This is a genomic window from Actinospineispora acaciae DSM 45401, from assembly GCF_000620785.1.
GTDB classification, from domain to species: Bacteria; Actinomycetota; Actinomycetes; order Mycobacteriales; family Pseudonocardiaceae; genus Pseudonocardia; species Pseudonocardia acaciae.
In genome coordinates, this window is sequence record NZ_JIAI01000015.1 from 113,962 (window position 1) to 128,572 (window position 14,611).

A 14,611-nucleotide genomic window follows, 5' to 3' on the forward strand; every position below is an offset into this window, starting at 1 on the left:
TCAACTCCCCTTCGCCGGGACGAGGGTCAGGTAGACGGTGGTGAGCACCACGTTGATCAGGTACACCAACACGAAGCTGATCACCACCGACTGGTTCACCGCGTCCCCCACGCCCTTCGGGCCCGGGGCCGGGTTGAGCCCCCGGTAGGAGGCCACCACCCCGGCGGCGATACCGAAGAACAGCGCCTTGATCGCCCCGATCACCAGGTCGGCCGGTTGCGCCAGCGCGGAGAAGCCGGCCAGGTACGCGCCGGGGGTGCCGTTCTGCAGCACCACGTTGTAGAAGTAGCCGCCGGCCACGCCGACGAACGTGATCAGCCCGTTGAGCAGGACGGCCACGATCGCGGCGGCCAGCACCCTGGGAACCACCAGGCGCTGGATCGGCGAGATGCCGAGCACCTCCATCGCGTCGATCTCCTCGCGGATGGTCCGCGCGCCCAGGTCGGCGCAGACGGCGGTGCCGCCGGCGCCGGCGATCAGCAGCGCGCAGATGATCGGCGAGGCCTGCTGGACGTTGGCCAGCACGCTCACCGCGCCGGCGAACCCGTTCGCGCCGAGCTGGCGCAGCAACGAGCCCAGCTGCAGCGAGATGACCGCGCCGAAGGCGATGGACACCAGCGCCGCGGGCAGGATCGAGACGCTCGCGATGAACCACAGCTGCTCGATCAGCTCGCGGAACTGGAACGGCCGCTTGAAGGTGAGGCGGACGACGTCCAGGCCCAGCGCGAAAATCCTTCCAACCTGCTGCAGGGCAGAGGTTGACCGCGCAATCAGCGGACTGCTCACTTCCGCTCTCCAGTGCTGTTTGGCTGTCTCTCGACGTTGAGTTCCGGCCGAGTCGACGAGCCGGGCCTACCAGGTGGTAGAGATCTCTTTTTTGGGATGAGGTCCTGGATGATGCAACGACCCGTCACACACTTCGGTTACTCACCAGTTCGTGCGACAGCTACGGTGTGGGCTCACTCGGTGTTCCCTTAGCGGACGTCAACCTTATGACCAGCGAAGATCGGGAGGAAGCCATCGTGACCGGACCGTTGACCGGGCTCAAGGTCGTCGAACTGGCGGGCATCGGTCCCGGGCCACACGCCGCGATGGTGCTGGCCGACCTGGGCGCCGACGTGGTACGGGTCGAGCGGCCGTCCGGGAGCCTGCACCTCGGCGACGGGCGGGATCATCTGCTGCGCGGGCGGCGCTCGATCGCGGCCGACCTGAAGTCGCCGGCCGGGCGGGAGACGGTGCTGCGGCTGGTCGAGCGGGCGGACGTGCTGCTGGAGGGGCTGCGGCCGGGTGTGACGGAGCGGCTCGGGGTCGGGCCCTCGGACTGCGCGGCCCGCAACCCCCGGCTGGTGTACGGGCGGATGACCGGGTGGGGGCAGGACGGGCCTCTCGCTTCGCGCGCGGGGCATGACATCAACTACATCTCCCTCACCGGCGCGCTGCACGCGATCGGCACGTCGGAGAAGCCGGTCGCGCCGCTGAACCTGGTCGGGGACTTCGGCGGCGGGTCGATGCTGCTGGTGGTGGGCATCCTGGCGGCGTTGTGGGAGCGCGAGCGGTCCGGGCAGGGCCAGGTGGTGGACGCGGCGATGGTGGACGGCGCGAGCCTGCTGGTGCAGATGGTGTGGTCGTTCCTGGGGCAGGGCGGCTGGCGGGACGAGCGGGCGGCGAACCTGCTGGACGGGGGCGCGCCGTTCTACGACACGTACGTGTGTTCGGACGGGGGCTGGGTGGCGGTCGGCGCGCTGGAGCCGCAGTTCTACGCCGAGCTGCTGCGCGGGCTGGGGCTGGACGGTTCTTCGGAGGAGCTGCCGGCGCAGATGGATCGTTCCGGGTGGCCGGTGCTGCGGGCGCGGTTCACCGCCGCGTTCGCGTCCAAGCCGCGCGACGAGTGGGCCGCCGTGTTCGCCGGCGTGGACGCGTGTGTGACACCGGTGCTCGGCTTCGACGAGGTGCCCGACCACCCGCACATCCGTTCCCGCCAGACGATCGTGGACGTGAACGGGGCTCGGCAGGCGGCGCCGGCGCCGCGGTTCTCCCGGACCCCGCCGGGGACGCCGGCCGCACCACCCGCGCGCGGTGCGGATACCGACGCGGTGCTCGCCGACTGGGGCGTATCGCCTGTGACGTGACATGACTCCATTCGGGTAACGAACTATCCACGCGGCGACACGCCCGGCCCGCTCAACGCGAGGAGATACCTCCACCAGGGTGAAGGTCGTACTGTCGCCCCATGAACGTAGGGTTACGTTCCGTGTCCGATTGGCGCACATTCCCCCCTTCGCCGGACTTTGACTCGGTTCTCGCCGCGGCGGCCGACAGCTTCGTCGCTCTCGGTTACCACGGCACGACCATGCGCGAGATCGCCAAGCGCGCCGACCTGTCGGTGCCCGGGCTGTACCACCACTATCCGAGCAAGCAGAACATGCTCGTGGCGGTGATGGACGCGGCCATGGCCGACCTGCGGGCGCGGCTCGAGGCCGCCGATGCCGAGGGCGAGGGCGACCCGGTGCGGCGGCTGGAGTTACTGGTCAGCGCGCTGGTGCTGTACCACTGTCACCGCAAAGGCTTCGGGATGATCGCGGCCAGTGAGATGCGCAGCCTGGAGCCGGCCAGCCGCAAGCGGATCGCCCGCCGGCGCACCGAGATACAGCGGATGGTCGACACGGCCGTGCTGGACGGGGCCGCGCGCGGGCTGTTCCGCACCCCGTTCCCGCTGGACGCCAGCCGCGCCGTGGTCACCATGTCCGCGGCCGTGGCCACCTGGTACCAGCTGACCGGCCCCATGACCCCCGAAGACGTCGCCGAGCGCTACGTCGACTACGCCCTCGCCGTCCTCGGCGCCGACTAGTCCGTACCCCGGCCACCACCCCCCGACGGGTAAACGAACGGGGGCGGGCTCGACCTTGGTGGTCGGGCCCGCCCCCGGGGGTGCGGCGTGGTGTCAGCTCAGGCTGACCTTGGCGCCGGCCTCCTCGAGCTTGGCCTTGGCCGCGTCGGCGGCGTCCTTCGGCGCGTTCTCCAGGATCGGCTTCGGCGCCGACTCCACCAGGTCCTTGGCCTCCTTCAGGCCCAGCCCGGAGACCAGCTCGCGGACCACCTTGATGACCTGGATCTTCTTGTCGCCGGCGGCCTCGAGGACGACGTTGAACTCGTCCTTCTCCTCGGCGGCCGGGGCGGCCTCACCGGCGGCGGGGCCGGCGGCGGCCACCGCGACCGGCGCGGCGGCGGTGACGTCGAAGACGTCCTCGAACTTCTTCACGAACTCGGAGAGCTCGAGCAGCGTCATGTCCTTGAACGCGTCGAGCAGCTCGTCGGTGGACAGCTTCGCCATGTCGGCGGTTCCTCTCTTGCTGTGGTTATGTGGTTCGGATACGGGCTGCTCGTCAGGACTCGGAGCCCTCGGCCGAGCGCTTGTCGGCCAGTGCCTGGGCGAGCCTGGCCACCTGGGACGCCGGGGCATTGAACAGGCCGGCGGCCTTGGTCAGGTTGCCCTTCATCGCGCCGGCCAGCTTGGCCAGCAGGACCTCGCGGGACTCCAGGTCAGCGAGCTGGTTGACCTCGGCGGGGCCGATCGGGCGGCCGTCCATCACGCCGCCCTTGATCACCAGGCCCTTGTGGTCCTTGGCGAAGTTCCGCAGCGCCTTGGCGGTGTCGACGGCCTCGCCGGTCACGAAGGCGATCGCCGTCGGGCCGACCAGCAGCTCGTCGATGCCCTCCACCCCGGCGTCGGCGGCAGCCCGCTTGACCAGGGTGTTCTTCGCGATCCGGTAGCTCGCCGAGCCGCTGAGCGACCGCCGCAGCTCGCCGAGCTGGGTCACGGTCAGGCCGCGGTACTCGGTGATCACCGACGCGGACGCGCCTCGGAACCGATCGGCGATCTCCTCGACGGCGGCCACCTTGTCGGGCCGTGCCATCGGGCCTCCTCATCTAGCGGGATCTACGGTGTGTGCCCACCGGTTCGACGGACCCGCCAGAGATGACGAACGCCCCGGCGCAGGCGCACGGGGCGGTGAGCGCGCGCTGGCTCAGACGCCAGGGCGCGCGACAACTACCTCGTCCTCCTGCGCGGGCCGCCCGCCGTTGGCGGGGCCTTCGTCGACGCACCCGGGGCGCGTCGAGACCTGCGGTCTTCGGTGGAACTCTTTCTAGGATAGCTCGCCCGCTCGTCGCGGGATCACGCCGGGGTCTATCGCGTCTGACAAAAGCCGCGACTCACCCTGACAAAATCCCCGACTCGCGGAAGGGTTTAGCCGGCCGGTTCGTCGACGGTCAGGTTTCGGGTGCGGTTGGGGTCGACCGGGATGCCGGGGCCCATGGTGGTGCTGAAGGTGACCTTCTTCAGGTACTTGCCCTTGGCGGCGGACGGCTTGGCGCGCATGATCTCGTCGAGGGCGGCGGCGTAGTTCTCCACCAGCTTGTCGGTGTCGAAGCTGGCCTTGCCGATCACCAGGTGCAGGTTGGACTGCTTGTCCACCCGGAAGTTGATTTTGCCGCCCTTGATGTCGGCGACGGCCTTGGTGACGTCGGGGGTGACGGTGCCGGTCTTGGGGTTCGGCATGAGGCCGCGCGGACCGAGCACGCGCGCGATCCGGCCGACCTTGGCCATCTGGTCGGGCGTGGCGATGGCGGCGTCGAAGTCCAGCCAGCCGCCCTGGATGCGGGCGATCAGGTCGTCCGAGCCGACCTCGTCGGCGCCGGCGGCGGCCGCCTCGTCGGCCTTGTCCCCGACCGCGAACACGATCACGCGCGCCGTCTTGCCGGTACCGTGCGGCAGGTTCACGGTGCCCCGGACCATCTGGTCGGCCTTGCGCGGGTCGACGCCCAGCCGCATGGCGACCTCGACGGTGGCGTCCATCTTGGCGCTGGAGGTCTCCTTGGCCAGCCCGGCGGCCTGCAACGGGCTGTACAGCTTCGCCCTGTCGATCTTTTCGTCCGCCTGGCGGTAGCCCTTGCTGCGCTTCATAGCTGTCTCCGTATATACGAGTCAGATGTGGTGACGAGCCGCGCCCGGCTCTCCCACGTGCTTCTGTGTAACGCTCAGCCCTGGACGGTGATGCCCATCGACCGCGCGGTGCCCGCGATGATCTTCGCGGCCTGGTCGATGTCGTTGGCGTTCAGGTCCGGCATCTTCTGTTGGGCGATCTCGCGCACCTGCTCCATGGTCACGCTGGCGACCTTGTTGCGGTGCGGCTCGCCGCTGCCCTTCTCCACGCCGGCCGCCTTGAGCAGCAGCTTGGCCGCGGGCGGGGTCTTGAGCGCGAAGGTGAAGGAGCGGTCCTCGAAGACCGAGATCTCCACCGGCACCACGTTGCCCCGCTGCGACTCGGTCGCGGCGTTGTAGGCCTTGCAGAACTCCATGATGTTGACGCCGTGCTGGCCCAGCGCGGGGCCCACCGGCGGCGCCGGGGTGGCCTGGCCGGCCGCGATCTGGAGCTTGATGATCGCGGACAGCTTCCTCTTCTTGGGTGGCATGTCCTTGTCGTTTCCCTTGTTACTTCGCCCGCGGCCTGCCGCCGTTGCGGGCTAAATCTTCGATACCTGGCTGAACGAGAGCTCGACCGGCGTCTCCCGGCCGAAGATCGACACCAGCACCTTGAGCTTCTGTGCGTCGACGTTGACCTCGTTGATGGTGGCCGGCAGCGTGGCGAACGGGCCGTCCATGACGGTGACCGACTCGCCCACCTCGAAGTCGACCTCGACGGCCGGCTTGCCGGGGGCCTCGGCCTTGCCCGGAGCGGGCTTGCGCGGCGCCTCCTGCTTGGGCAGCAGGAACTTGAGCACCTCGTCGATGGTCAGCGGGGAGGGCCGGGAGGTGGCGCCGACGAACCCGGTCACGCCGGGGGTGTTGCGCACCGCGCCCCAGGACTGGTCGTTGAGCTCCATCCGGACCAGGATGTAGCCGGGCAGCACCTTGCGCTGCACCTGCTTGCGCTGGCCGTTCTTGATCTCGGTGACCTCCTCGGTGGGCACCTCGACCTGGTAGATGAACTCCTCGACGTCCAGGGTCTGCACCCGGGTCTCGAGGTTGCTCTTCACCTTGTTCTCGTAGCCGGCGTAGGAGTGCACCACGTACCAGTCGCCGGGGGCGCGCCGCAGGGCCGCGCGCATCTCCTCGGCCGGGTCCACCTCGTCCTCGTCGACGACGTCTACTTCTTCGGTGGGTTCGTCGGCTTCGGCCTGATCGTCGGCGTCGTCGTCGGCATCATCGTCATCGGCGGCGTCGACGACGTCGGTCTCGACGTCGGCGCCCTCGTCCGCGCTCTCGGCGGCGACGTCGGCCTCGGCGTCATCCGACACGTCGACGGCGCCGGTCTCGTCGAGCTGGCCGGCCTGCCCGAGCACCTCGCTCACCGAGGTGTCGTCGGCGGGCCCCGAACCACCGTCGTGGGAGGTCACTGCTGTCTCGCTTCCTTTCCGTGCCTGGTTGGCCGCCCTCGGTTCGGCCCGGCCGAGGCGTTCACGTGCCGGTGCCGAACACCGCGAAAACGCCCTTGGCGAACACGAAGTCGAGCAACGCGACCAACGCCACCATGAAGGAGACGAAGACCAACACGACGATCGTGTACCCCACCAGGTCCTTCCGGGTCGGCCAGATCACCTTGCGAAGCTCGGCGACGACCTCCCGCAGGAACCGGGACAGCCTTCCGAACGGGCCCACCCGTGGGCCGCGCCCGTCCCGGGACGGCGTCGGTCGCCCCTTGCGGCCGCTGTCGAGCTCGGCCGCGAAGGATCGCTCCGACTCGCGCTCCTCGGTCACGTCCGCTGCTCCAACTGCTCGTTCCCGTCTGCTGATCTGGTACCCACGTACCCGGCGGCAGGGGTGACAGGACTTGAACCTGCAACCTGCGGTTTTGGAGACCGCTGCTCTGCCAGTTGAGCTACACCCCTATGGCTGCTTTCGACTCCTCGACACAACGGAGTATGACACGGCGTAGCTGACCATCAAGTCAACACCGTGCCAGCCGTTGGCGAGTGTACGGCACCGCGAACCGGCGCTCCCAACCGCGCCGGTCAGCCGCGCCCCGAGCAGGACCTGAGGTGGGCCGATACCGGCCCCGGCGGGGTTTGACAGGATGAACGGATGTCCTCCGCGAGCACCGCACCACACACGACCGAACGAGCCCGCGTCTCGGCGCGCATCGGCGGCATCGCCGAGTCCGCCACGCTGGCGGTGGACTCCAAGGCCAAGGCGCTCAAGGCGGCCGGCCGGCCGGTGATCGGCTTCGGCGCGGGCGAGCCGGACTTCCCGACCCCGGCGCACATCGTGGCAGCCGCCCAGGCCGCCTGCGCGGACCCGCGCAACCACCGCTACACCCCGGCCGCCGGCCTGCCCGAGCTCAAAGAGGCCATCGTGGCCAAGACCGCGCGCGACTCCGGGTACCAGATCGCCGCCAACCAGGTGATCGTCACCAACGGCGGCAAGCAGGCCGTCTACCAGACCTTCGCCACCCTGCTCGACCCCGGCGACGAGGTGCTGCTGCCGGCCCCGTACTGGACCACGTACCCGGAGGCGATCGCGCTGGCCGGCGCCACCGCGACGGTGGTGACCACCGACGACACGTCCGGCTACCTGCCCTCGGTGGCCGACCTGGAGGCCGCCCGCACCGAGCGCACCAAGGCGCTGCTGTGGTGCTCGCCGTCCAACCCGACCGGCGCGGTGGCGCCGCCCGAGCTGGTCGCCGAGATCGGCCGCTGGGCCGTCGAGAACAACATCTGGGTGATCACCGACGAGATCTACGAGCACCTGGTCTACGACGGCGTCCAGCACGTGTCCATGCCGGTCGCGGTGCCCGAGCTGGCGGACCGGTGCGTGGTGGTCAACGGCGTGGCCAAGACGTACGCCATGACCGGCTGGCGAGTCGGCTGGATGGTCGGGCCCACGGACGTGATCAAGGCCGCGAGCAACCTGCAGTCGCACCTGTGCTCGAACGTGGCGAACGTGTCCCAGCGGGCGGCCCTGGAGGCGGTGTCCGGGCCGCTGGACGCGGTGGCCGAGATGCGCGCGGCGTTCGACAGGCGCCGGCGGACGATCGTCGAGCTGCTCTCCGCCATCCCGGGCGTGAACTGCCCGACCCCGCACGGCGCCTTCTACGTCTACCCCTCCGTGCGCGAGCTGCTCGGCAAGGAGCTGCGCGGCCAGCGCCCGGCCACCAGCGTCGAGCTGGCCGCGCTCATCCTGGAGCACGCCGAGGTGGCCGCCGTTCCCGGCGAGGCCTTCGGCACGCCCGGCTACCTGCGGCTGTCCTACGCGCTCGGCGACGACGACCTGCGCACCGGCGTCGAGCGGATGGGCGCGCTGCTCGCCGAGATGCGCTGACGCGGACCCGTGAGTGGCTAGGGGCGCCATAGCACCCCTAGCCACTCACGGGTGTCAGCTGTTGTTGCCGTTCTTCGGTTCCACGCTCAGGTGGAAGTCCTCGCCGTACTTGCGATGCCCGTAGGTCACGGCGCTCTCCACCTTCTCCTGCGACCTGTCCACCCGCTGCACCAGCGGGTCGCTGCGCAGGTCCTTGGCCAGCGCCACGCACAACAGCACCATGACGATGGCGAACGGCGCCGCCGAGATGATCGTTATGTTCTTGATGCCGTTCAGCGCCTCGTCCCCGCCGACGAGCAGCATGATCACGGCGATCACGCCCATCACGGTGCCCCAGAAGATGACCACGCCACGGCCCGGATGGATCGAGCCGCGCTGGGACAGCGTGCCCATCACCACCGAGGCGGCGTCCGCGCCGGACACGAAGAAGATGGCCACCAGGATCATCGCCACCACGCCGAGCACCGCGCCGAGCGGGTAGTGGTAGAGCACGCCGAACAGCTGTTCCTCCTCGGTGCGGGAGGCGAGGTCGGTGCCGGCGCGCTGGATGGAGATCGCGGCGCCGCCGAAGATGGCGAACCAGATCAGGCTGACCAGGCTCGGGATGAGGATCACGCCGACCACGAACTGCTTGATGGTGCGGCCCCGGCTGATCCGGGCGATGAACATGCCCACGAACGGCGTCCAGGAGATCCACCAGGCCCAGTAGAAGACCGTCCAGCCGGACAGCCAGGTCTCCATGGCGTCGCCGCCGCTGGCCGCCGTGCGGGCGGACATCTCGGCCAGCTCTCGGAAGTAGTCGCCGATGGCCGTGGGCAGCAGGTTCAGGATCAGGATGGTCGGGCCGGCCACGAACACGAAGACCGCCAGCATCGCCGCCAGCACCATGTTGACGTTGGACAGCCACTGGATGCCCTTCGCGACCCCGGTCACGGCGGAGGCGATGAACGCGATGGTCAGCACCACGATGACGGTCACCAGCAGGGTGGTGCCGGCCTGCTCCATGAACCCGCCGGCGCGCAGCCCGCCGCCGATCTGCAGCGCACCCAGGCCCAGCGAGGCCGCCGAGCCGAACAGGGTGGCGAAGATGGCCAGGATGTCGATGGCCTTGCCCAGCGGGCCCTCGGTGCGCTTCGCGCCGAACAGCGGGCCGAACGCGCTGCTGATCAGCAGCGAGCGGCCGCGGCGGAAGGTGCCGTACGCGATGGCCAGCCCGACCACCGCGTAGATGGCCCACGGGTGCAGCGTCCAGTGGAACAGCGTGGTGGCCATCGCCACGTCCAGCGCGCCGCTCGAGCCGCCCGGCACGGTTCCCGGCGGCGGCTTGGTGAAGTGGGTGAGCGGCTCGTTCACGCCGTAGAACATCAGGCCGATGCCCATGCCGGCGCTGAACATCATCGCCACCCACGAGGACGTGCGGAACTCCGGGCCCTCGTCGTCGCGGCCGAGCGGGATCCGCCCGTACCTGCTCGCGGCCAGGTACAGCGCGAACACCACGAACCCGGTGGCGGCCAGCACGAACGCCCAGCCGCCGCCGTGCATCACGCCGTTGAGCACCGCCGTGCTGACGGCGCTGAGCGAGCTGGTGCTCGCCACGCCCCAGGCGATGAACGCCAGCACCAGCACGGCGGACACGCCGAACACCCAGCGGTCGGTGGGGTGCTCCTGGTCCGCTTTCGGCTCCGGCGGCTCGGGCGCGCCCGGTGGCGACTCCGGCGCGAGCGTCGGCCGATGGTCGTGGTGTTCGGAATCCGCGACAGTCATGCGTGGTGGCCCCGGCCAATGCCGGAACCTTCCCCCTTCCGGCTCGTCCCTCGGCGCTGGGTGACGTGACGGGTGACCAACTGATACATCAGCGGTTTTTCTAATCGCGCATCATGGCGCGTCATCCGCAACACCGTCAAGGACCTCTACTTCTCGGGTTGATCATTTAGTTCACCCCGAGGACAACACAACGCCCGACCGAGGGCAACCGGAAGCAACCTCCCGGTGCCCTCGGTCGGGCGTTGGTGTGGCGAGTACTACTTGTCGGTGTCCGCGAGGTCGGCCAGCGCACGGGCCCGCCGGGCGTACTTCCAGTTGGCGAGCTGGCCGATCGTCTTGATGCCGAACTCGGCGAGCTTCTCATCGTGCGCGGGGGTGAGGCCTTCCAGCGCGGAGGGCGGCGCGGCCAGGATCTCCTCGGCGGTCTTGTCCTCCCACGCCTTGTCCACCAGCTTCCCGAAGTTCACGACGGCCCCTTTCCGTTGCGGATCAGATATGACGGCAGCATGGCGGGGACGGTCCGCTTGTGCAACGGTCCCGCGCCGCACGTCGCGCGGTCGACCCCTGCCGTTCACCCGGTCGCGGCCGGGGCCTCGGGCACGAAGTAGAACGTGTTCTTGATTGGCGGCCGGCGCGGGTGAACACTGTGCGCCATGGATCTGGTCGCGCTGGTCGCCCTGGAAGAGATTCGCCGGCTCAAGCACAGGTACCTGCGCTGCGTGGACCAGAAGCTCTGGGACGAGCTGGCGGACACGCTGACTCCGGACGCCACCACCGACTACGGCACCCCGTCCGCCGGCGCGCCGCTTCGCTTCACCGGGCGCGAGGAGGTCGTCGACTTCATGCGGTCCAACCTCGGGCCGGAGATCATCACGGTGCACCAGGCGGGGCAGCCCGAGATCGACGTCGACGGCGACGCCGCGGTCGGGACGTGGGCGCTGCGGGACATCGTGATCGCGCCGGGGCATCGGGTGGTGATCGAGGGCGCGGCGTTCTACGAGGACCGGTACCGCCGGTGCGCGGACGGCGGCTGGCGGATCGCGCACACCGGGTACCAGCGGACCTACGAGGCCACGTTCTCGCTGGACGACATGCCGAGCTACCGGCTGACCGCGAACCGGTGGGCTTAGTTCGGGAGCCTGACCACCGCGGTGGCCCTGCCGAGCACGGACTGGCCGCCGGCGCGGGCCACGATGTTCACCTTGCCGGTGCGGCCCTCGCCGTCCACGGCGACCGAGACCAGCTTCCCGGACAGCTCGACCAGCGCGCGGCCGTCGTCGGCGGTGTCGTCGGCGGTGTCGTCAACGCCGTCCACCACGTCCGGAACCGGGATCGGCCTGGTGAACCGCACCTGGTAGGACAGCACGGCGCCCGGGTCGCCCACCCAGTCCGTGACCAGCCGCCCGCCCAGCGCCATGGTGAGCATGCCGTGCGCCACCACGCCGGGAAGGCCGACGCCGCCGGCCACCCGGTCGCTCCAGTGGATCGGGTTGAAGTCGCCGGACGCGCCGGCGTAGCGCACCAGGTCGGTCCGGCTCAGCCGCACCTCCAGGGCGGGCAGCTCGGTGCCTTCGGTGTACTCGGTCACGAGTCCGCCTGGCTGAGCAGCAGCGCCTCGGTGTCGCACACCGGCTCGCCCTCGACCGTCGCGCAGGTGCAGCGCAGCGTGAGCATGTGGGTGCCGGCGCGGGTGCGCAGCGACTCCACGTGCACGGTGGTCACCAGCTCGTCGCCGGCGTGCACCGGCCGGTGGAAGGCGATCTTCTGGTCGCCGTGCACGGTCCCCTCGAAGCGCCAGCCGAAGCCCGGGTCGCGCAGCAGCGCCTCGATCCGGGGCATGGTGAACACCACCGGGAACGTCGGCGGGGCCACCAGGTCCGGGTAGCCGGCCGCGCGGGCGGCTGCCACGTCGTGACAGCGGGGGTCGCGCTCGCCGACGGCGGTGGCGAAGTCGCGGACCTTCTCCCTGGCCACCTGGTAGGGCGGCGAGTCGAAAGCCCTGCCCACGTACGACTCGTCGAGGGGCACGCCCGGCCGCGTCAGCGGGTCTCGCGGTGCGCCTGGTGCGCGTTGCAGTTCGGGCAGTACTTCTTCATGGTCAACCGGTCGGGGTTGTTCCGCCGGTTCTTCTTGGTGATGTAGTTGCGGTGCTTGCACACCTCGCACGCCAAGGTGATCTTCGGACGAACGTCGGTGGCGGCCACTGGTGTCTCCTGCTCGAATATGTCGGTCGGCCTGTTGCTGGCCTGGTAGCGGTGGCCGGACTTGAACCGGCGACACAGCGATTATGAGCCGCTTGCTCTACCGACTGAGCTACACCGCCGTACGGATCACATGTGACCCGTTCGCCCGGGTGCCGGGTCAGGTGACCCATCCGAGCACCGAGCCCCTTTACGGAATCGAACCGTAGACCTTCTCCTTACCATGGAGACGCTCTGCCGACTGAGCTAAAGGGGCAGGTCGGCCTGACGGGGATGCCCCCGCCGAAGCCCTGTCGATGCTACACAACCCCGCGAGCGCCTTCCGTCGGCGGGGTCCACGCTCGGCGCCGGCGGGGTTCACCCAGCGTTCACTGGGGCGCGGCTGACAGCGGGGAGTGGTGTGGCGACGATGCAGCTATGACGCGACCGATCAACCCGCCCGGCGAGACACCCGGCGTCGGTGTGCCCGCCGCGCTGGCCATGCACATGAGCGTCGGCGAGCAGCGCGACTGGGTGCGCCGGTTCGTGCGCGCGCGGCCGGTGAGCCGCCGCGCCGCGCTGCGGGGGGCGGCCGGTGGGCTGGCCGGGCTGGGGCTGGCGTCCGGGCTCGGGTCGGCGCTCGCGGCGTGCGGTTCGGCCGGGACCGCGCCGTCGGGGGCGCCGCCGGCCGTGACCGGGAGGCACCTGTCGTTCGGCGCCGACCCCGGCCGGCAGATGGCCATCGCCGGCGAGCTCACCGCGAAGCCCGCCGGCAAGGTGCTGATCGACGTCGGGGCGGACGCGAGCTACGGCACGACCATCGAGGCCGAGGTGCGCGAGCTGGTCAGCACGGTGCCGCAGGGCGACGGCTCGATCCGGGCCGCCGACCAGTTCTTCGTGCACGGGCTGGCCGGCTCGCTGGCCCCCGGCCAGCGCTACCACTACCGGTTCCGGCTGCCCGGCGGGGCGACCACGCCGGACGCCGTGTTCCGCACCGCGCCGGGCGCGCGCGAGCCGTTCGGCTTCACCGCGTTCGGCGACCAGGGGGTGAACACGGCGGCGCCGGGGTTCTCCGACGACTACTACAAGCCCGACGACACCCGCCGCACGCCCGCGCCGGCGACCTCGCTGGTCGGGCTGGTGGCGAGGCGGCAGCCGGCGTTCCACCTGCTGGCCGGGGACATCTGCTACGCGGACCCGAGCGGCGACGGCGAGCCGATCCGCAACGTGGCGCCCAAGGACGCCGACCAGGGCTTCGACAACTTCGACCCGACCACCTGGACGGCGTACTTCGCCAGCATCGAGGCCAGCGCGGCCACCACGCCGTGGATGTTCGCCACCGGCAACCACGACATGGAGGCCGTCTACGACGACAACCGGGCGCCGGGCGGGGCGACCCACGGCTACGGCGGCCACCTGGCCCGGCTGGACCTGCCGAGGACCGGCCCTGGCAACTGCCCGTCGGTGTACTCGTTCCGCTACTCCAACGTGGGCGTGCTCAGCCTGGACGCGAACGACCTGTCCACCGAGATCACCACCAACGCCGGCTACAGCGGCGGCGCGCAGGCGACCTGGGTGCGCCAGACGCTGGCCGCGCTGCGCGCGGACCCCGGCATCGACTTCATCGTGGCGTTCTTCCACCACTGCGCGTACGCGACCAGCAAGTCGCACGCCTCCGACGGCGGGGTGCGCTCGACGCTCGCGCCGCTGTTCGACGAGTTCGCCGTGGACCTCGTGGTCCAGGGGCACAACCACCAGTACGAGCGGACCAACCCGATCCGGGGCGGGCGCACGGTCACCGCCGCGCCGGACGGGGCCACCGTGCGCCCGGCCACCGACGGGACCACGTACATCTGCGTCGGTTCCGGCGGGCGGCCCCGGTACTCCTGGCAGGCCGGCGAGACCGACCGCTACCGGGGCAACCCCGGCCCGGACAGCGGCACCGTGGTGGCCAGCTTCGTCAACACTGCGGACGGCGCGGAGACGCCGGAGACCGTCGACTGGTCGCAGGCCCGCTACCTGGACTACGCGCTGCTCGCGGTGGACGTGGTCCCCGGCGCGCCCGGCACCGACTCCACCATGACCGTGCGCGCGATCAGCGACACCGGGCAGGAGATCGACGCCGTGACCCTGGTCCGGCGCACGGGCGCCAAGGCGTCGGCGCTCGGTGGTTGGCAGCGCACCCCGAGCGGCCTGTCCGTGCCCGCTTAACCCCGTGAGTGGTTAGCGTTGTCATAGCAACGCTCACCACTCACGGGTTCTGAGCTGCGGTAACTGTGGGCGGGGTGCGCGGACCACCACTGCTCGAACGGGGTCGCCAGTGCTCAGGCCATCTCGGCCAGCTCGCTGG

Annotated in this window: 17 protein-coding genes and 3 tRNA genes; 5 read left to right on the forward strand and 15 right to left on the reverse strand. The window is 70.3% G+C overall.

Annotated features, from left to right (window positions below):
* Nucleotides 1-786: an MlaE family ABC transporter permease gene (locus N912_RS0140670; RefSeq protein WP_028926958.1), complete on the reverse strand. Its 786-nt coding sequence runs from the start codon at nucleotides 784-786 to the stop codon at nucleotides 1-3.
* Between the two features lie 236 nt (nucleotides 787-1,022).
* Between N912_RS0140670 and N912_RS0140675 the strand changes: the two genes are divergently transcribed.
* Complete coding sequence (locus N912_RS0140675; protein WP_028926959.1) at nucleotides 1,023-2,129, forward strand: CaiB/BaiF CoA transferase family protein; 1,107 nt, start codon at nucleotides 1,023-1,025, stop codon at nucleotides 2,127-2,129.
* Between the two features lie 101 nt (nucleotides 2,130-2,230).
* Nucleotides 2,231-2,848, forward strand: a complete 618-nt coding sequence (locus N912_RS0140680; RefSeq protein ID WP_028926960.1) for a TetR/AcrR family transcriptional regulator — start codon at nucleotides 2,231-2,233, stop codon at nucleotides 2,846-2,848.
* Nucleotides 2,849-2,941: 93 nt separating this feature from the next.
* Here N912_RS0140680 and rplL read toward each other — a convergent pair whose 3' ends face one another.
* From rplL to N912_RS0140715, 7 genes are all read right to left on the reverse strand, one after another.
* Nucleotides 2,942-3,331: a 50S ribosomal protein L7/L12 gene (rplL, locus tag N912_RS0140685; RefSeq protein WP_028926961.1), complete on the reverse strand. Its 390-nt coding sequence runs from the start codon at nucleotides 3,329-3,331 to the stop codon at nucleotides 2,942-2,944.
* A gap of 52 nt (nucleotides 3,332-3,383) precedes the next feature.
* Nucleotides 3,384-3,914, reverse strand: a complete 531-nt coding sequence (gene rplJ / locus N912_RS0140690) for a 50S ribosomal protein L10 (protein WP_028926962.1) — start codon at nucleotides 3,912-3,914, stop codon at nucleotides 3,384-3,386.
* Nucleotides 3,915-4,246: 332 nt separating this feature from the next.
* On the reverse strand, nucleotides 4,247-4,963 hold the full coding sequence (rplA, locus tag N912_RS0140695; protein ID WP_028926963.1) for a 50S ribosomal protein L1: 717 nt from the start codon (nucleotides 4,961-4,963) through the stop codon (nucleotides 4,247-4,249).
* 74 nt (nucleotides 4,964-5,037) lie between these two features.
* Nucleotides 5,038-5,472: a 50S ribosomal protein L11 gene (gene rplK, locus N912_RS0140700; protein ID WP_028926964.1), complete on the reverse strand. Its 435-nt coding sequence runs from the start codon at nucleotides 5,470-5,472 to the stop codon at nucleotides 5,038-5,040.
* Nucleotides 5,473-5,523: 51 nt separating this feature from the next.
* Complete coding sequence (gene nusG, locus N912_RS0140705) at nucleotides 5,524-6,396, reverse strand: transcription termination/antitermination protein NusG (protein ID WP_028926965.1); 873 nt, start codon at nucleotides 6,394-6,396, stop codon at nucleotides 5,524-5,526.
* A 61-nt stretch (nucleotides 6,397-6,457) separates the two neighbouring features.
* Nucleotides 6,458-6,757: a preprotein translocase subunit SecE gene (gene secE / locus N912_RS57730; RefSeq protein ID WP_169748044.1), complete on the reverse strand. Its 300-nt coding sequence runs from the start codon at nucleotides 6,755-6,757 to the stop codon at nucleotides 6,458-6,460.
* A gap of 58 nt (nucleotides 6,758-6,815) precedes the next feature.
* Nucleotides 6,816-6,888: transfer RNA gene (locus tag N912_RS0140715), tRNA-Trp, on the reverse strand.
* Nucleotides 6,889-7,081: 193 nt separating this feature from the next.
* Here N912_RS0140715 and N912_RS0140720 point away from each other — a divergent pair.
* The gene (locus N912_RS0140720; protein ID WP_028926966.1) at nucleotides 7,082-8,317 is read left to right on the forward strand and encodes a pyridoxal phosphate-dependent aminotransferase; all 1,236 of its coding nucleotides are present in this window, start codon (nucleotides 7,082-7,084) and stop codon (nucleotides 8,315-8,317) included.
* A 54-nt stretch (nucleotides 8,318-8,371) separates the two neighbouring features.
* On the opposite strand, the gene N912_RS57735 is transcribed toward N912_RS0140720, so the two are convergent.
* Both N912_RS57735 and N912_RS0140730 read right to left on the reverse strand, forming a co-directional pair.
* Nucleotides 8,372-10,081 (reverse strand): BCCT family transporter, encoded by a 1,710-nt coding sequence (locus tag N912_RS57735; protein WP_084211681.1) that lies wholly within the window; start codon nucleotides 10,079-10,081, stop codon nucleotides 8,372-8,374.
* 257 nt (nucleotides 10,082-10,338) lie between these two features.
* Entirely contained in the window at nucleotides 10,339-10,548 is a 210-nt protein-coding gene (locus N912_RS0140730) for a hypothetical protein (RefSeq protein ID WP_028926967.1), read from the reverse strand.
* A 186-nt stretch (nucleotides 10,549-10,734) separates the two neighbouring features.
* Between N912_RS0140730 and N912_RS0140735 the strand changes: the two genes are divergently transcribed.
* Complete coding sequence (locus tag N912_RS0140735; RefSeq protein ID WP_028926968.1) at nucleotides 10,735-11,211, forward strand: nuclear transport factor 2 family protein; 477 nt, start codon at nucleotides 10,735-10,737, stop codon at nucleotides 11,209-11,211.
* Here the strand turns inward: N912_RS0140735 and N912_RS0140740 are convergent.
* The 5 genes from N912_RS0140740 to N912_RS0140760 form a co-directional block, all read right to left on the reverse strand.
* On the reverse strand, nucleotides 11,208-11,669 hold the full coding sequence (locus N912_RS0140740; protein WP_028926969.1) for a MaoC/PaaZ C-terminal domain-containing protein: 462 nt from the start codon (nucleotides 11,667-11,669) through the stop codon (nucleotides 11,208-11,210). The genes N912_RS0140735 and N912_RS0140740 overlap by 4 nt on opposite strands.
* Nucleotides 11,666-12,088, reverse strand: coding sequence for an FAS1-like dehydratase domain-containing protein (locus N912_RS0140745; protein ID WP_245645779.1), 423 nt, complete (start codon nucleotides 12,086-12,088; stop codon nucleotides 11,666-11,668). Before N912_RS0140745 ends, N912_RS0140740 begins: the two co-directional genes overlap by 4 nt.
* Nucleotides 12,089-12,120: 32 nt before the next feature.
* Complete coding sequence (gene rpmG / locus N912_RS0140750; RefSeq protein ID WP_028926971.1) at nucleotides 12,121-12,285, reverse strand: 50S ribosomal protein L33; 165 nt, start codon at nucleotides 12,283-12,285, stop codon at nucleotides 12,121-12,123.
* A gap of 43 nt (nucleotides 12,286-12,328) precedes the next feature.
* Nucleotides 12,329-12,404, reverse strand: a tRNA-Met gene (locus N912_RS0140755).
* A gap of 61 nt (nucleotides 12,405-12,465) precedes the next feature.
* A tRNA-Thr gene (locus N912_RS0140760) sits at nucleotides 12,466-12,538 on the reverse strand.
* A gap of 161 nt (nucleotides 12,539-12,699) precedes the next feature.
* Between N912_RS0140760 and N912_RS57740 the strand changes: the two genes are divergently transcribed.
* On the forward strand, nucleotides 12,700-14,472 hold the full coding sequence (locus N912_RS57740; protein ID WP_064745529.1) for a metallophosphoesterase: 1,773 nt from the start codon (nucleotides 12,700-12,702) through the stop codon (nucleotides 14,470-14,472).
* Nucleotides 14,473-14,611 lie beyond the last annotated feature (139 nt).